The sequence below is a fragment of the Streptomyces sp. NBC_01255 genome, from assembly GCF_036226445.1.
GTDB lineage: Bacteria > Actinomycetota > Actinomycetes > Streptomycetales > Streptomycetaceae > Streptomyces.
Genome location: NZ_CP108474.1, coordinates 5,535,081 through 5,550,981 on the forward strand (window position 1 = coordinate 5,535,081; position 15,901 = coordinate 5,550,981).

The 15,901-nt window shown below is 71.9% G+C and carries 12 protein-coding genes and 1 tRNA gene; 4 read left to right on the forward strand and 9 right to left on the reverse strand.

Annotated features, from left to right (window positions below):
- Positions 1 to 4: 4 nt before the first annotated feature.
- The 4 genes from aspT to OG357_RS25125 form a co-directional block, all read right to left on the reverse strand.
- The gene (gene aspT / locus OG357_RS25110; protein ID WP_329623293.1) at positions 5 to 1,687 is read right to left on the reverse strand and encodes an aspartate-alanine antiporter; all 1,683 of its coding nucleotides are present in this window, start codon (positions 1,685 to 1,687) and stop codon (positions 5 to 7) included.
- Between the two features lie 152 nt (positions 1,688 to 1,839).
- A complete protein-coding gene (locus tag OG357_RS25115) occupies positions 1,840 to 2,751 on the reverse strand; it encodes a carbohydrate ABC transporter permease (RefSeq protein WP_443066820.1) in 912 nt (303 codons plus the stop codon).
- Positions 2,661 to 3,680 (reverse strand): carbohydrate ABC transporter permease, encoded by a 1,020-nt coding sequence (locus OG357_RS25120; protein ID WP_443066724.1) that lies wholly within the window; start codon positions 3,678 to 3,680, stop codon positions 2,661 to 2,663. The genes OG357_RS25115 and OG357_RS25120 overlap by 91 nt, the downstream gene beginning before the upstream one ends.
- Before the next feature lie 191 nt (positions 3,681 to 3,871).
- Positions 3,872 to 5,212: an ABC transporter substrate-binding protein gene (locus OG357_RS25125; protein ID WP_329623295.1), complete on the reverse strand. Its 1,341-nt coding sequence runs from the start codon at positions 5,210 to 5,212 to the stop codon at positions 3,872 to 3,874.
- A gap of 191 nt (positions 5,213 to 5,403) precedes the next feature.
- On the opposite strand from OG357_RS25125, the gene OG357_RS25130 reads away from it, so the two are divergent.
- Both OG357_RS25130 and OG357_RS25135 read left to right on the forward strand, forming a co-directional pair.
- Positions 5,404 to 8,049 (forward strand): cellulose binding domain-containing protein, encoded by a 2,646-nt coding sequence (locus tag OG357_RS25130; protein ID WP_329623296.1) that lies wholly within the window; start codon positions 5,404 to 5,406, stop codon positions 8,047 to 8,049.
- Positions 8,034 to 9,377 carry an endo-1,4-beta-xylanase gene (locus OG357_RS25135; RefSeq protein WP_329623297.1) on the forward strand — a complete coding sequence of 448 codons (1,344 nt, stop codon included), beginning with the start codon at positions 8,034 to 8,036 and terminating at the stop codon, positions 9,375 to 9,377. Before OG357_RS25130 ends, OG357_RS25135 begins: the two co-directional genes overlap by 16 nt.
- A gap of 69 nt (positions 9,378 to 9,446) precedes the next feature.
- Here OG357_RS25135 and OG357_RS25140 read toward each other — a convergent pair.
- The 4 genes from OG357_RS25140 to OG357_RS25155 form a co-directional block, all read right to left on the reverse strand.
- Positions 9,447 to 9,519, reverse strand: a tRNA-His gene (locus tag OG357_RS25140).
- Between the two features lie 116 nt (positions 9,520 to 9,635).
- On the reverse strand, positions 9,636 to 10,238 hold the full coding sequence (gene orn, locus OG357_RS25145) for an oligoribonuclease (RefSeq protein ID WP_329623298.1): 603 nt from the start codon (positions 10,236 to 10,238) through the stop codon (positions 9,636 to 9,638).
- Positions 10,239 to 10,362: 124 nt separating this feature from the next.
- Positions 10,363 to 11,532, reverse strand: a complete 1,170-nt coding sequence (locus tag OG357_RS25150) for a helix-turn-helix domain-containing protein (RefSeq protein WP_329623299.1) — start codon at positions 11,530 to 11,532, stop codon at positions 10,363 to 10,365.
- A gap of 409 nt (positions 11,533 to 11,941) precedes the next feature.
- Positions 11,942 to 12,337, reverse strand: coding sequence for a hypothetical protein (locus OG357_RS25155; protein ID WP_329625836.1), 396 nt, complete (start codon positions 12,335 to 12,337; stop codon positions 11,942 to 11,944).
- A 343-nt stretch (positions 12,338 to 12,680) separates the two neighbouring features.
- Here OG357_RS25155 and OG357_RS25160 point away from each other — a divergent pair, with 343 nt between their 5' ends.
- On the forward strand, positions 12,681 to 13,202 hold the full coding sequence (locus tag OG357_RS25160) for a universal stress protein (protein WP_024758120.1): 522 nt from the start codon (positions 12,681 to 12,683) through the stop codon (positions 13,200 to 13,202).
- Between the two features lie 165 nt (positions 13,203 to 13,367).
- Positions 13,368 to 13,934, forward strand: a complete 567-nt coding sequence (locus OG357_RS25165) for a GPR1/FUN34/YaaH family transporter (RefSeq protein WP_329623300.1) — start codon at positions 13,368 to 13,370, stop codon at positions 13,932 to 13,934.
- Positions 13,935 to 14,056: 122 nt separating this feature from the next.
- On the opposite strand, the gene glmS is transcribed toward OG357_RS25165, so the two are convergent.
- Positions 14,057 to 15,874 carry a glutamine--fructose-6-phosphate transaminase (isomerizing) gene (gene glmS / locus OG357_RS25170; RefSeq protein ID WP_317595425.1) on the reverse strand — a complete coding sequence of 606 codons (1,818 nt, stop codon included), beginning with the start codon at positions 15,872 to 15,874 and terminating at the stop codon, positions 14,057 to 14,059.
- Positions 15,875 to 15,901 lie beyond the last annotated feature (27 nt).

The following is a 15,901-nucleotide window of genomic DNA, read 5'->3' on the forward strand; positions in this document are numbered from 1 at the left end:
CCTCTCACGCTCCGAGGATGCCGACGAGCAGCGGGCCGGTCAGCGGAAGCAGGAAGTTCGAGAGCGTGTACGTGATGGTGTAGCCGAGCATCGGCACGGAGCTCTGGGCCACCTGCGTGATCGAGGTGATGGCGGGCGTCGAGCACTGCTGGCCCGCGATGGCACCGATGAGCAGCGGCTTCTCGATCTTCAGGAGCTTGCGGCCGACGACCAGCGAGATCGTCGCCGGCACCAGGACCATCGCGATCCCGGCGAACGGCAGCAGCGCCCCGTACTCCTTGAGGAGGGGCCAGGCCTGCGGGCCGGAGACCAGACCCGTACAGGCGATGAAGATCGCCAGGCCCATGTCCTTGAGGGTGGAGGCGGCCTGCGGCGGGAAGGCGCCGAAGGTCTGGGTGCGGGAGCGGAACCAGCCGAAGAGCAGGCCGGAGATGAGGCAGCCGCCGCCCGTGCCGAGCGACAGCGGGACGTCGCCGAACTCGACCACGACCTGCCCGAGGAGCGAACCGCAGACGATGCCGAGACCCAGGTAGATGAAGTCCGTGGCGTCGTTCTTCACGACCGCGCCGACCTTGGACGCCAGCTTCCCGAGGCCCGAGCGGGAGCCGACCAGGGTGAGGACGTCACCGCGGCTGACGACGGTCTCCGGGGTCGCGGGCAGATGCTGTTCGTTGCGCACCACGTCCGTCACGTACACCCCGCCGGAGGAGAACTCCGGGTGCTCCTTGAAGAGGGTGTCCAGGGACTTGTCGACGACGCTCTTGTCGGTCAGCGAGACCTCGGTGGTGGCGAGCGGGGTGTCCAGGCCGGGGACGGCCGGGGTCTCCGGTCCGATGACCCGCCCCGCCTCGATGATGTTGGCCCGCCGGCCGACCGTCAGCACCAGGTCGGAGAGGGTCAGTTCGAAGTCGGGCGGGGGAGGGGTGAGGATCTTGCTGCCCCGCTTCACCGCCTCGACCGTGACCCGGCCGCCGAGCCGTCGCTCGAGCTCGCCGACCTTGGCGCCGTCGGCGAGCGTGACCAGGAACGTCCGGCCGACCATGCCCGGGAGCGCCTCGCGCTCATCGGACTCCAGGGCGCCACCCGTGCCGCGCAGCTTCTCCCACAGCTCGCGCGAGGCGTCGCGGAGGTTGATCCGCAGCATCATCGGCATGATCTGGCTGGTGTAGATGACGATGGTGACGAGGCCGAAGAGGTAGCAGACCGTGTACGCGGTGGCCACATGGCCCTGGTACTCGGTGATCTGCGCCTGCGTCAGGTCGGACAGGTTGCCGATGGCCTCCGTGGCCGTACCGACGACCGCGGACTCGGTGGCAGCCCCGGCGAGGATGCCGGCGGCGGTGCCGACGTCCAGGTCGAACGCCTCGGCGAGGCCGAGGGCGATGCCGACGACGCAGACGACCTCGATGAGGCAGAGGGCGAAGAAGCGCAGGCTCTTCTTGTTGAGGTTGGAGAAGAACTGGGGTCCGGCCATGTAGCCGAGGGAGAAGATGAAGAGCGCGAAGAAGATCGTCTTCACGTCGTCGGAGACGGTGACCTTCGCCCAGGCGCCGAGGAGCAGCGAGACGATCAGGGTGCCGCAGATGCCGCCGAGCGTGATGGGGCCGACCCGGAGCTTGCCGACGAGGTAGCCGGCCGAGAGGCAGAGGAAGAGGGCGAGTTCGGGATTGTCACGCAGGACTCCCATCCGCCGTCACCTTACCCAATGGGGAGGAAAAGTGAGAATGTCGGACATAAGGGGAAGTTAACAGGGGAAACGGGGGAAATGGATCACCGCCTCACCCGTCCGGGTGAGGGGCAGGTGTTCGAATGTGCCTCACCCCTTCACCGCGCCCCGCCTCACCCCTTCACCGCGCCCCGCATCACGCCTCCCACGATGTGCCGGCCGAACAGCGCGAGCACGACGAGCAGCGGCAGCGTCCCGAGCAGCGCGCCCGCCATGACCACCGACTGGTCGGGCACCGTCCCCCGCCCCAGACCCGTGAGCGCCACCTGCACCGTCGGGTTCCCGGTCTGCGTCAGGGCGAGGACCGGCCAGAAGAAGTCGTTCCAGGCCGCCACGAACGACAGCATCCCGAGGACCGCCATCGCCGGGCGCGCCGCCGGCAGCACCACGTGCCACACCGTCCGCAGGGTCCCCGCCCCGTCCATCCGGGCGGCTTCGAGCACCTCGGCCGGCAGGGCCCGCCGCAGGTGCTGGACCATGAAGAAGACCCCGAAGGCGGAGACGAGCGAGGGCAGGATCACCGCCTGGAGCTCGTCCGTCCAGCGCAGCCGCGCGATCAGTAGATAGAGCGGCACGACCCCCAGCTGAGGCGGGATCAGCATCGTCCCGGCCACGAGCAGGAGCAGCGTGCCCCGGAAGCGGAACCGCAGCTTGGCGAAGGCGAAGCCGGCGAGGGTCGAGAACAGGACCGTGCCCGCCGCGACCGTCCCCGCGACCAGCGCCGTGTTCGCCAGGGCCTCGCCCAGCCTGGCATCGGTCCAGGCCGACGCCAGGTTCCCGGGCAGGTTCCGACCGAACCGGAAGGGCGGCGGGGTGGCCGCGAGCCGCGTACTGGTCCGCGAGGCGGCGACCGCCGTCCACAGCAGTGGGAAGAGGGAGACGGCCGTGAAGAGCGCGAGCAGCGCGTACGTGCCCCAGCCGGCCCGCTCCGTCCTCACGAGGCCCGCCCCGGGCGCCGTGCGAGACCGCCGCGCAGGAGCCGTACGGCTCCGAACAGCACGACCAGGATGAGGAGCATCGCCCAGGCGATGGCCGCGGCCCGCCCCAGATGGAGGTTCACCCAGCCCTGCTCGTACAGATAGAGCCCGAGGGTCTGGAACTGGTGATCGGCGCCACCGGAGGCACCGGCCCCGCTCCCGAACAGCAGCGGCTCGCCGAAGAGCTGGGTCGCGCCGATCGTCGAGACCAGCACGGTGAAGGCGAGGGCGGGCCGCAGCCCCGGCAGCGTCACGTGCAGGAACTGCCGCCACCGTGACGCCCCGTCGAGCGCCGCCGCCTCGTACAGCTCGCGCGGGATCGTCTGCATCGCCGCCAGGTAGATCAGCGCGTTGTAGCCGGTCCAGCGCCAGACGACGATCGACGAGACCGCGAGCTTCGACGCCCACGGGCCGTTCTGCCAGTCCACCGGGGCCAGACCGACCACCCCCAGGGCCCAGTTGGCCATCCCGTGGTCCCGCCCGTAGAACAGCGCGAAGACCAGCGTCGCGGCGGCGACCGAGGTGGCGTACGGGGCGAGCGCCACGACCCGGAAGAACCCCCGGCCCCGCAGCCGTACGTCGAGCAGGTGGGCCACGCCGAGCGCGAGCAGCAGCTGCGGGACGGTGGAGAGGACGCCGATGACGACGGTGTTCGCGAGGGCGTTCCAGAAGAACGCGTCGTCGAGCAGCCGCGCGTAGTTGTGCAGCCCCACCCACTCAGGCTCGGCGGGCGCGGTCAGCTCGACCCGGTGCAGCGAGGTCCAGGCGGTGGCGGCCAGCGGGAACACCCCGAAGGCCCCGAAGAAGAGGAAGAATGGCGCGACGAGCACGTAGGGCGCCCAGCGCGAGCCGACGGGGGTACGGCGGAGGCGCGGGCGCCGAGGCACGCCCTGGCGCGGGGTCCCGGCCCGGTCTCCGGGCCCGGCCCCGGCCCGGTCTCCGGGCCCGGCCCCGGCCCGGTCTCTGGCTCCGTCCACGGTGCCGGCCTCCTGAGGGCGAGCCCCGACCGGGGCTCCGGCCTCGGTTTCGGCGGGCCCCGGCCCGGCTGTCGGCAGGCCGGCCGTCGGCAGGCCGGCTGTCGGCGGGCCGGCAGGCCGCCGGGGCGCCGGCGGGTCGGTCGGCTCCGGCGGGTCCGTGGGTGTCTGCGTCTCCGTCATCGCGCGCGCCCTCACCGGTCCAGCGCGTTGTCGATCGCCTTCATCGCGGCCTTCCAGGCCGACTCCGGCGGGCGGCCCGTCTGGTCGACCTGGAGCATGCCGACGTCGGCGAGGGTCTGGGCGACGAGGGCGTCCTTCGGGCCGACCGGGGCCTGCGGGACGCCCCGGGCCGCCGCGGCGAAGATCTCGCCGACCGGGGCGTCGCCGAAGTGCGGGTGCCGGGCGTCCGCGACCGCCGGGAGCGCGTACGAGGCCGAGGCGCTCGGGAAGCTGCCGCGCCGCTCGAAGAGCACCGCCTGCTGGGCGGGCGCCGTCAGCCAGGCCGCGAGCCGGGCCGCCTCGGCGCGGTGCCGCCCGGCGGACGGCACGACGAGGAACGAGCCGCCCCAGCTGCCGGGCCGGGGCGCCGCCGCGACGTCCCACCGGCCCCGCCCGGCCGGGCCAGCCTTGTCCTGGATGTAGCCGAGCATCCAGGCGGGGCAGGCGACCGTGGCGAACGCGCCGTTCGCGAAGGCCTGGTCCCAGCCGGGCGTGAACTGCTGGAGCCGGGCCGTGAGCCCCTGCCGGGCGAACATCGCGGCGAGGTCCCAGGCCTCCCGTACGGCAGGGTTGACCGCCACGATCAGATCGCCCCGCTCGTCGTAGTACCGGAGCGCCGCACTGCCCGTGACCGCCGCCATCACCCCCGAGGCGGAGTCGGTGAAGGCCGTGCCCTCCGGGGACCGCTCGCGGTAACGGACCCCGGCTGCCAGGTACTTGCGCCAGTCCCCGGCCCACAGCCGCCCCACCGCGCCCCGGTCGGTGGGCAGTCCGGCGCGGGCGAACAGGTCCTTGCGGTAGCAGACGGCCTGCGGCCCGATGTCGGTGCCGAGCGCGAGCGTGCGCCCGTCGGGGGCGGTGCCCTGCGCCCACTTCCACGGCAGGAAGGCGGCCCGGTCGACGCCCGGCGCCGAGCCGAGCGCGTCGAGCCGGCCCGCCTGGGTGGCGAGCACCTCGGCGATGTTGCCGACCTCGACGGCCTGGACGTCGGCGAGGCCGGAGCCGGCGGTGAGGTGGGTGAGCAGCTGCGGGTAGTAGACGTCGTTGCGGGTGAGGGAGGTCTGCCGGACCGCGATGTCCGGGTGGAGCCGCATGTACGTGTCGTAGAGCCCGGCCTCCTGGAGGCCGAACGTGCCGAACACCCCGACCGTGAGCGTGATCCGCCGCCCGCTCCCGTCGACCGGCTCCCGCGCGGGGACGCCCGCCCCGGGCGGCGGTGCGGGGTCGGTCGCGCAGCCGCCGGAGAGCGCCGCGCCCAGGAGGAGGGCGAGGGCGAGTACGACGACGGGCCCGTTCCTCCTCCTGCTCCCCATGCGCCCCGACCGTAGTGCGGCTCCGCCCGGGCAGCGGGGGACAGCTCGCCGGGCCGCGCGGAAGTCACCCGCACGCACCACACCCCCACCCCCGCGTCGTCGAACGTCTTCGACGACTCCCGGACCTTGACCGTGTTCTGACCCCGACTCAATAGTGGGAGCGCTCCCATTCAATCTTCGACGGGATACCCATGCGCAGAACACGCCACCTCCTCGCGGGGCTCGCCCTGACAGCGGGCCTCCTCGCGGGAGCGGTCCCCGCGACCGCCGCCCCGGAGACGCCCGTACCCACGGCCGCGGCAGCACCTTCGTACAGCTGGAAGAACGCCCGGATCGACGGCGGCGGCTTCGTCCCCGGCATCGTCTTCAACCGGACCGAGAAGGACCTCGTCTACGCCCGCACCGACATCGGCGGCGTCTACCGCTGGAACCAGGCCGCCTCCTCCTGGACCCCGCTCCTCGACTCCGTCGACTGGGACCACTGGGGCCACACCGGAGTCGTCGGTCTCGCCTCCGACACCGTCGACCCCGACCGGCTGTACGCGGCGGTCGGCACGTACACGAACGACTGGGACCCCGGAAACGGCGCCGTCCTCCGCTCCGCCGACCGCGGCGCCACCTGGCAGCGCACCGACCTCCCCTTCAAGCTCGGCGGCAACATGCCAGGCCGCGGCATGGGCGAACGGCTCGCCGTCGACCCGCACAAGAACAGCGTCCTCTACCTCGGCGCGCCCAGCGGCAACGGCCTGTGGCGCTCCACCGACTCCGGCGTCACCTGGTCGAAGGTCACCAGCTTCACCAACCCCGGCAATTACCGGCAGGACCCGACCGACACCAGCGGCTACAACTCCGACGAGCAGGGCATCGTCTGGGTCACCTTCGACGAGTCCACGGGCACCCCCGGGTCCGCGACCGGCACGATCTACGTCGGCGTGGGCGACAAGGAGAACGCCGTCTACCGCTCCACCGACGCGGGCGCCACCTGGACCCGACTGCCCGGCCAGCCCACCGGCCACCTCGCCCACAAGGGCGTCCTCGACGCGGAGAACGGCTTCCTCTACCTCGCGTACAGCGACACGGCGGGACCGTACGACGGCGGCAAGGGCCAGGTCTGGCGGTACGCCACCGCCACCGGCGCGTGGACGGACATCAGCCCCGTCGCCGAGGCCGACACCTTCCACGGCTTCAGCGGCCTCACCGTCGACCGGCAGCGGCCCGGCACGGTCATGGTCTCCGCCTACAGCGCCTGGTGGCCGGACACCCAGATCTTCCGCACCACCGACTCCGGCTCCACCTGGACCAAGGCCTGGGACTACACGTCGTACCCGACCCGCGCCAACCGCTACACGATGGACGTCTCCTCCGTCCCCTGGCTGACCTGGGGTGCCACCCCGGCCCCGCCCGAACAGACCCCGAAGCTCGGCTGGATGACCGAGGCCCTGGAGATCGACCCCTTCGACTCGAACCGCATGATGTACGGCACGGGCGCCACGATCTACGGCACCCAGGAGCTCACCCGGTGGGACACCGGCACGAACTTCACCATCAGGCCCATGGTGAAGGGACTCGAGGAGACCGCCGTCCTCGACCTGGCCTCCCCGCCGTCGGGCGCCCCGCTCATCAGCGCCCTCGGCGACATCGGCGGCTTCCGTCACACGGACCTCACCACGGTCCCGTCGATGATGTTCACCTCCCCGAACTTCACCTCCACGACCAGCCTCGACTACGCCGAGACGAACCCGAACACGGTCGTCCGCTCCGGACACGTCGACGGCGCCCCCCACGTCGCCTTCTCCTCCGACAACGGCGCCAACTGGTCCGCCGGGCAGGAGCCTTCGGGCGTCACCGGCGGCGGCACGGTCGCCGCGTCCGCCGACGGCAGCCGTTACGTGTGGAGCCCGGACGGCACCGGAGTGCACACCGGCACCGGGGGAGCCTGGACCGCCTCCACCGGCATCCCCGCCGGCGCGACCGTCGAGTCCGACCGCGTCGACCCGAAGACCTTCTACGGCTTCAAGGACGGCACCTTCTACGCCAGTACGGACGGCGGCGCGACCTTCACCGCCCGCGCCACCGGCCTCCCGGCCAAGGGCAACGCCCGCTTCAAGGCCGTCCCCGGCAGGAAGGGCGACCTCTGGTTCGCCGGCGGCGCCCCCGACTCCACGTACGGCCTCTGGCACTCCACCGACGGCGGCGCGACCTTCGCCCGGGTCTCCGGCGTCGAGCAGGCCGACACGATCGGCTTCGGCAAGGCCGCGCCCGGCGCCACGTACCCCGCGCTCTACACGAGCGCGAAGATCGGCGGCGTACGGGGGATCTTCCGCTCCACCGACGCGGGCGCGAGCTGGGTTCGGATCAACGACGACGCCCACCAGTGGGGCTGGACCGGCGGCGCGATCACCGGCGACCCCCGGGTCTACGGCCGTGTGTACGTCTCCACCAACGGCCGCGGCATCATCTACGGCGACACGACGGAGACCGGCGGCGGCACCGACCCGGGCACACCCCCGGCTGGAGGCGCCTGCAAGGTCGCGTACAGGGTGACGAACCAGTGGCAGGGCGGCTTCCAGGCCGACGTCACCCTGACCAACACCTCCGGCACCGCCTGGACCGGCTGGAAGCTGGGCTGGGACCACCCGGCGGGTCAGCGCGTCGGCCAGATGTGGAACGCCACCCCCGTCCAGACCGGCACCGCCGTCACCGCCCGGAACGTCGGCTGGAACGGCACGGTCGCCGCCGGGGCCTCCGCCTCCTTCGGCTTCACCGGCACCTGGACCGGCACCAACCCCGTACCGGCCGCCTTCACCCTCGGAGGTGCGACGTGCTCCGTCGCCTGATCGCCACGACGGCCCTCCTGGCCGCCGCCCTGGCCCTCACCCCCGCCACTCCGGCAGCAGCCGCCGCCGACGCCCCGCTCCGGGACCTCGCCGAGGCCCGGGGCGTCTACCTCGGCACCGCCGTCACCGGCGGGAAGCTCACCGGTGGGTACGCGGACGTCGCCGCCGCGCAGTTCGACTCGGTCACCCCCGGCAACGAGATGAAGTGGGGCTCCGTCGAACGCACGCGGGGCACGTACGACTGGACCGGCGCCGACCGGGTCGTCGACTTCGCCGAGGCCCACGGCCAGCGCGTCCGCGGCCACACCCTCGTCTGGCACAGCCAGCTGCCCACCTGGGTGACGGGCGGCACCTGGACCGCCGAACGGCTCCGCACCCTGATGACCGACCACATCGCCGCCGAGGCCGGCCGCTACAAGGGCCGGATCGACCACTGGGACGTCGTCAACGAGCCCCTGAACGAGGACGGCACCCTCCGGCAGTCCGTCTTCGGCGCGACGCTCGGCGAGTCGTACATCGCCGACGCCTTCCGCGCCGCCCGGGCCGCCGACCCGGCCGCGAAGCTCTACCTCAACGACTACTCGACCGACGCGCTCGGCGCGAAGAGCGACGGCATGTACGCCCTGGTGAAGCGGCTCCTCGCGCAGGGCGTCCCGGTGGACGGCGTCGGCTTCCAGGCCCATCTCGTCCTCGGCCAGGTCCCCGCCTCCCTGGAGGCCAACCTCCGCCGCTTCGCGGTGCTCGGCGTGGACGTGGCGATCACCGAGCTGGACATCCGCATGACCCTGCCCGCGACCGACGCGAAGCTCGCGCAGCAGAAGGCCGACTACGGCTCCGTCCTGCGCGCCTGCCTGGCCGTCACCCGCTGCGCGGGCGTCACGGTCTGGGGCTTCACCGACTCCGACTCCTGGATCCCGGACTTCTTCCCCGGTCAGGGCGCGGCCACCCCGTACGACGAGGGCCTCGCCCCGAAGCCCGCCCGCGCCGGGATCGCCGAGGCGCTCGCCCCGGTCACCCCGCCCGCCCCGGGTGTGTGCTCCGTCACGTACGCGGCCACGAGCCAGTGGACGGGCGGCTTCACGGCCCAGGTCACCGTCCGGAACACGGGTACGGCCCCGCTGAACGCCTGGACCGTCCGCTGGTCCTATCCGGCCGGGCAGCGGCTCACCCAGGCCTGGAACACCACGGCGACACAGACCGGGACGGAGGTGACGGCGACGAATCTCGCGTACAACGCGACGGTCCCGCCGGGCGGCTCGACGGCCTTCGGCTTCAACGGCACGTGGTCGGGCACCAACCCGCCCCCGACGGCCTTCAGCTGCTCCTAGGGGCAACTCCGGCGACATACGAAAACGACCGAGGCCCCGGTTCTTCCGAACCGGGGCCTCGGCCTTAAGGGTGAGTAACGGGACTCGAACCCGCGACATCCTGGACCACAACCAGGTGCTCTACCATCTGAGCTATACCCACCATGACCGGCGATTTTCTCGGGTTTCCCCGACCGGCCGAGAAGAAGTCTACAGGGTCCTGGGGGGTGCTCGCGCCCGCATTGATTCCGGACGCGAGCGACCCCGTTCGGGCGGGGTCTACTCCGCGGACGCGGCGTGGCGCGCGGCGATCCGCTTCGCGGTCTCCGAGTCCGGCCCGGGCTGCGGGACGAAGACCGCCTCGCGGTAGTAGCGCAGCTCCGTGATGGAGTCGCGGATGTCGGCGAGTGCCCGGTGGTTGCCGTTCTTCTCCGGACTGTTGAAGTACGCCCTCGGGTACCAGCGGCGGGCCAGCTCCTTGACCGAGGAGACATCGACGATCCGGTAGTGCAGGTGGCTCTCCAGGGTAGGCATGTCCCGAGCGAGGAAGCCGCGGTCCGTGGAGACCGAGTTCCCGCACAGCGGCGCCTTGCCGGGTTCCTTGACGTGCTCGCGGATGTACGCGAGGACCTGGGCCTCCGCGTCGGCGAGCGTGGTGCCGCCGGCGAGCTCGTCGAGAAGCCCCGAGGCCGTGTGCATCTGGCGCACGATCTCGGGCATGGTCTCCAGGGCCGCGTCCGGCGGGCGGATCACGATGTCCACCCCGTCGCCGAGCACGTTCAGTTCCGAGTCGGTGACCAGTGCGGCCACCTCGATGAGTGCGTCGTCCGTCAGCGAGAGCCCGGTCATCTCGCAGTCGATCCACACCATGCGATCGTTCATGCGTCCACCTTAGGTGCTCTTCTTCCCGGGGGAAGCGGCCGACGGGCGCCCGGGGGAGGTGTCCCCGGGCGCCCGTCGGTCCTGCGGTGCGCCGCTTGTGGCCGCGCGGGTCGGTATTACGGCGTTACGGCGCGCTGCGCTGGCCCGGCAGGGAGGGGCGGCCGGGACCGTAGGCGTCCGCGTGCGGCTTCCCCGGCTCCAGCGGCGAGGCCGGACGGCGCATGCCGGCGGCTACCTGGACGGGCATGACCGGGTCGAGCACCGCGGTGCCGACCTCGCTCTGCGGCCGCCTGGCCCGGTACGCCGCCCGATAGGCGGCCGGCGAGGAGCCGAGCTGGCGCCGGAAATGGCCGCGCAGCGCCACCGGCGAACGGAAGCCGCACCTGCCCGCGACCTCGTCGACCGAGTAGTCGGAGGTCTCGAGCAGCCGCTGCGCCTGGAGCACCCGCTGCGTGATCAGCCACTGGAGCGGGGCGGACCCCGTCAGCGAGCGGAACCGGCGGTCGAAGGTCCGCCGTGACATGTACGCGCGCGCGGCCAGGGTCTCCACGTCGAACTGCTCGTGGAGGTGCTCCAGCGCCCAGGCGACGACCTCGGCCAGCGGGTCGGCGCCGATCTCTTCTGGTAAAGACCTGTCGAGGTAGCGCTCCTGACCGCCGCTGCGCCGCGGCGGGACGACCAGCCGGCGCGCCAGCGCGCCCGCGGCCTCGGTGCCGTGGTCGGTCCGCACGATGTGCAGACACAGATCGATTCCGGCCGCGGTGCCGGCGGAGGTGAGGACGTCGCCGTCGTCGACGAAGAGCTCCCGCGGGTCCACGTGGACCGACGGGTAGCGCTTGGCGAGCGTCGGCGCGTACATCCAGTGCGTCGTCGCCGGCCGGCCGTCGAGCAGGCCCGCGGCGGCGAGGACGAAGGCCCCGGTGCAGAGGCCGACGATCCGCGCGCCCTCCTCGTGGGCACGGCGCAGCGCTTCGAGCGCCTCCGGCGGTGGCGGCGACGTGATCGACCGCCAGGCCGGCACGACGACCGTCCCGGCGCGGCCGATGGCCTCCAGGCCGTATGGCGCGGTGAGTTCGAGACCGCCGGTGGTGCGCAGCGGGCCGTCCTCGCCGGCGCAGACGAGCAGCCGGTAGCGGGGCACGCCCGCGTCCTGCCGGTCGATGCCGAAAACGGAGAGCGGGATGGAGCTCTCGAAGATGGGGCCGCCGCTGAACAAAAGCACTGCGACGACTTCACGGCGGCGGCGTCCGGACAGCTTCCGTGCGACCTCCGTTACAGCGGAGTCCTGGCTCATGACGCTAAGCCCCCCTCGGTGTTCGCGTCTCCCTGGTCGTGTCGCTCCTGCACGTTTCCCCTCGGTTTTGCACGAGACCCCAGTCTTCGGTACCCATGATCGAATCTACTGCGTCCCGTGGCACCGGCGTGACAAGTTCTCCATCCGGTGGATTGTCGACAAGGCCACTTGGCGCGAAGCGATCGATCGCGAAGCGTTCCACCTGACGGCCGCCAGGGGAAGGGGCAGCGCCGCGAACACCCCGTGAGCGTAGGGTGCGGGGCCGTGAATCAGGGCTTCGGGGGCTGTCGGCGCCAGGGTTGGCCAACCGTTCCGCCAAGGACTCGCCGACGAATGGAAGTTGGCTGAAAACATATGGGTTCGGGTGTGCGAACCTGTCAACTCGAAGGGGGTCGGGCCGGTCTTCGGGTCAGTTCCGGCGCCTGGTTCGTACCGTTTCGGCCTGGAGTCCGCGCTCCGAGCGGCGCAGCAGCACCCGGCACGCCGCCGTCACCGAGACGAGCCCCAGTGCCGTCCCGGCGGCCCCGCCGAGCGAGGTGCCGAAGGCGACGAGCACCACGGGCACGAGGGCGCAGCAGAAGACCGCCCATCGGACGACGTCACCGGCCGGATCGGCGGTTCCCGCCCCGGCGGCCGCTCCCCTTTCCCGGTCCGGGTCCGCCGAGCGGGGGGCGGCGGCTGTCGTGGTGGCGGTCGGGAAGGGGCCCGCCGGGGCGACGGGCGCCCGGCGGCGGCCGCGGGACGAGCCGAGCGCGGGCGCGGGGGCGGTGGAGGTAGGGCCGGCGGCGGTCGATGGTGCGGGCACGGGCGGTCTCCCTGCGACGGGGGCTGGACCTGTGGCAACGAGGAACGGAACGTTCCGGTCACTGTGTGCGACGTCCGTTTGGCCCCCGTACCGACGCCTGTAGGGCACAACCGGCATTGCCAGATCGCGAACCCCTCGGGCATGCTCCCTGGAACGCCACGCGAGAGCGGGGTGCACGCCGGGGAGTGGCACGGCGGGCTCTGGGCAGGAGAGGAGTGTCGCCGTACCCTTGGGGGTATGGGCTTGGGAAGATGATTCCCGGACACAGCTCCGCCGCCACCCGTTGTTCCCTCCCCTCCATTCCCCGTCCCTTCCCACGAGGACTCCTTTCGCCGAGACACCGATGGCCGGTCACGAATTCCCCGAACCCGCGGACCGCAAGCGCGTCGCCGACTCCACGGTCGACCCCCTCGCGGTAGAACAGCCACGCCACTCCTGCGACCCGGCCTTCCGGCACGGGGTGGTCGTCGGTTTCGACGGCTCCACGTCAAGTGAGCGAGCCCTCGCGTACGCCATCGGCATGGCCCGCCGCTCCGGCTCCGGCCTGATCATCGTGCACGTGGCCAACCGGCTGCCGACCACGGTGTGGGCCGGCTGCGAGCCGCCGGTCTTCGTCGATGTACCGGATCACCGCACCGAGGTCCTCGGGCTCGAGCTGGCCTGTGCCGAGCACCTCTCCGAGGTGCCGTGGATCCTCGTCGAGCGCGGCGGGGACATCTGCCACGAGCTGGAGGAGGTCGGCCGCGAGTACTCGGCCGACGCGATCGTGGTCGGCTCCACGCACGGGATCGTCGGCCGGATCTTCGGCTCGGTGGCCGGCCGCCTCGCACGCCGCGCGCAGCGGCCCGTGATCGTCATCCCGTAGGGCCCCTTCGCGGCGGCTCGCTCCCGTGGTCCGATCCCCAACTGGCGTTCACCGGCCATAATTTCGGCCTTCCTCAGGTGAATTGTGCGCTTGTGAAGGGTAGATAAGGCTCACCGGATCACAGCAGCTCACGCAGCACGACTGCACTCCTGAAGGGAGCCCGCCGTGGACAACGAAGTCGCCGCGGGGAACAGCACTTCCACTCTCGGCAACCTCGCACTCGGACTGACCCTGCTGGCCTTCGGGCTGGGCGGGACGGGTGTCATCGACAACGTCGCGGCAGCGGATGCCGCGGGCCTCGCCACCTGGGTCGGCGGGGTGGCGCTCTTCCTCGTCGGACTGATCGCCCTGCGCGGCGGCAGCACCGGCGAGGGCACGGCGTACACCGCGCTCGGCGCCTTCTGGTTCACCTGGGGGACCGCCGTCGGCGGCGGGGCCTCGGCGGACGCCGTCGGGCTCTTCATGCTCCTGTGGGCGCTCCTCGCGCTCACGCTGACCATGGCCGCGTCGGGGAGCGGTCTGTTCGGACAGGGCGTGTACGGGCTGCTGTTCGTCGCGCTGCTGCTGATCGGCATCGGCGCGCTGGCCGACAACGGCGGTCTGGCGAAGGCGGGCGGCTGGGTCGCGGCCGTCGGGGGTCTCGTCGCCTGGTACGGCGCCACGGCCGCGGTGGCGGGGTGGCCGACGGCCCTCCGGCGCTCGGCGGGCACGAGCGCCCCGGCCGCGGGGTAACAGGGGAAAAGAGAACGGTCCTTGCCGCACCTGGGTGTGCGGCAAGGACCGTTCTCGTGTCCGGTCGACGCCGGGGGACAGGCCCGACGGCGCGGGTCGGGGGGACAGGCCCCGACCGGCTGCTACTCGACCGTGACGGACTTGGCCAGGTTGCGCGGCTTGTCGATGTCGCGGCCCATGGCGAGCGCCGTGTGGTACGCGAGGAGCTGGAGCGGGATGCCCATGAGGATCGGGTCCAGCTCGTCCTCGTTCTTCGGCACGACGATGGTGTGGTCGGCCTTCGCCTGCGGCTGGTGCGCGACCGCGAGGATGCGGCCGCTGCGGGCCTTGATCTCCTCCAGGGCGGCGCGGTTCTTCTCCAGCAGGTCGTCGTCGGGGACGATCGCGACCGTCGGCAGGGCCGGCTCGATGAGGGCGAGCGGGCCGTGCTTCAGCTCGGAGGCCGGGTACGCCTCGGCGTGGATGTAGGAGATCTCCTTCAGCTTGAGGGAGGCCTCCAGGGCCACCGGGTAGCCCCGGACGCGGCCGATGAACATCATCGACTGGGCGCCCGCGTACTCCGCGGCGATCTTCTTGATCTCGTCCTCGGTCTCGAGGATCTCGCTGATCTGCGCGGGCAGCTTGCGCAGGCCCTCGATGATCCGCTTGCCGTCGGTGACGGACAGGTCGCGGATGCGGCCCAGGTGCAGGGCGAGCAGCGCGAAGGCGGTGACCGTGTTGGTGAAGCACTTGGTGGAGACGACGCAGACCTCGGGGCCTGCGTGGACGTACACGCCGCCGTCGGCCTCGCGGGCGATGGCGGAGCCGACGACGTTCACGACGCCGAGGACGCGGGCGCCCTTGCGCTTGAGCTCCTGGACGGCGGCGAGCACGTCGTACGTCTCACCGGACTGGGAGACGGCGATGTAGAGGGTGTCGGGGTCCACGACCGGGTTGCGGTAGCGGAACTCCGAGGCCGGCTCGGCGTCGGCGGGGATGCGGGCCAGGGACTCGATGAGCCCGGCGCCGATGAGACCGGCGTGGTACGAGGTGCCGCAGCCGAGGATCTTGATGCGGCGGATGGTGCGGGCCTCGCGGGCGTCGAGGTTCAGGCCGCCCAGGTGCACGGTGGAGAAGCGGTCGTCGATCCGGCCGCGCAGCACGCGGTCGACCGCGTCGGGCTGCTCGGAGATCTCCTTGTGCATGAACGTGTCGTGGCCGCCCATGTCGTAGGAGGCGGCCTCCCACTCGACGGTCTCCGGGGTGGCGGTGGTCGTCGCGCCCGAGGTCGTGTAGGTGCGGAAGTCGTCGGCCTTGAGGGTGGCCATCTCGCCGTCGTCGAGGGTGACGACCTGGCGGGTGTGGGCGATCAGGGCGGCGACGTCGGAGGCGACGAGCATCTCCTTCTCGCCGATGCCGAGGATGACCGGGGAGCCGTTGCGGGCCACCACGATGCGGTCGTTGAAGTCGGCGTGCATCACGGCGATGCCGTAGGTGCCCTCGATGACCTTGAGCGCCTCGCGGACCTTCTCCTCGAGGGTGTCGGCCTGGGAGCGGGCGATGAGGTGCGTGATGACTTCGGTGTCCGTCTCGGAGGCGAAGACGACGCCGTCGGCCTCCAGCTTCGCGCGCAGCTCCTGGGCGTTGTCCACGATGCCGTTGTGGACGACCGCGACCTTGTTCTCGGGGTCCAGGTGCGGGTGCGAGTTCACGTCGCTGGGGGCGCCGTGGGTGGCCCAGCGGGTGTGGGCGATGCCGGTGGTGCCGGAGAAGCGCTTGGGGACGCGGGCTTCGAGGTCCCGGACGCGGCCCTTGGCCTTCACCATCTTCAGGCCGGTGGCCTTCGGGCTGGTGATGACCATGCCGGCGGAGTCGTATCCCCGGTACTCCAGACGCGCCAGGCCCTCAAGGAGCAGCGGGGCGACGTCGCGCTTTCCGATGTAACCGACAATTCCGCACATAAAGGTGAAACCCCTCCAGGTTGACGA

Excerpts from the sequence above, each read along its gene's own strand:
- orn (WP_329623298.1), bottom strand. The coding sequence starts at position 10,238 with ATGAACGATCGCATGGTGTGGATCGACTGCGAGATGACCGGGCTCTCG.
- OG357_RS25160 (WP_024758120.1), top strand. The coding sequence starts at position 12,681 with ATGGCCGGTCACGAATTCCCCGAACCCGCGGACCGCAAGCGCGTCGCC.
- OG357_RS25150 (WP_329623299.1), bottom strand. The coding sequence starts at position 11,532 with ATGAGCCAGGACTCCGCTGTAACGGAGGTCGCACGGAAGCTGTCCGGA.
- aspT (WP_329623293.1), bottom strand. The coding sequence starts at position 1,687 with ATGGGAGTCCTGCGTGACAATCCCGAACTCGCCCTCTTCCTCTGCCTC.
- OG357_RS25125 (WP_329623295.1), bottom strand. The coding sequence starts at position 5,212 with ATGGGGAGCAGGAGGAGGAACGGGCCCGTCGTCGTACTCGCCCTCGCC.
- OG357_RS25130 (WP_329623296.1), top strand. The coding sequence starts at position 5,404 with ATGCGCAGAACACGCCACCTCCTCGCGGGGCTCGCCCTGACAGCGGGC.
- glmS (WP_317595425.1), bottom strand. The coding sequence starts at position 15,874 with ATGTGCGGAATTGTCGGTTACATCGGAAAGCGCGACGTCGCCCCGCTG.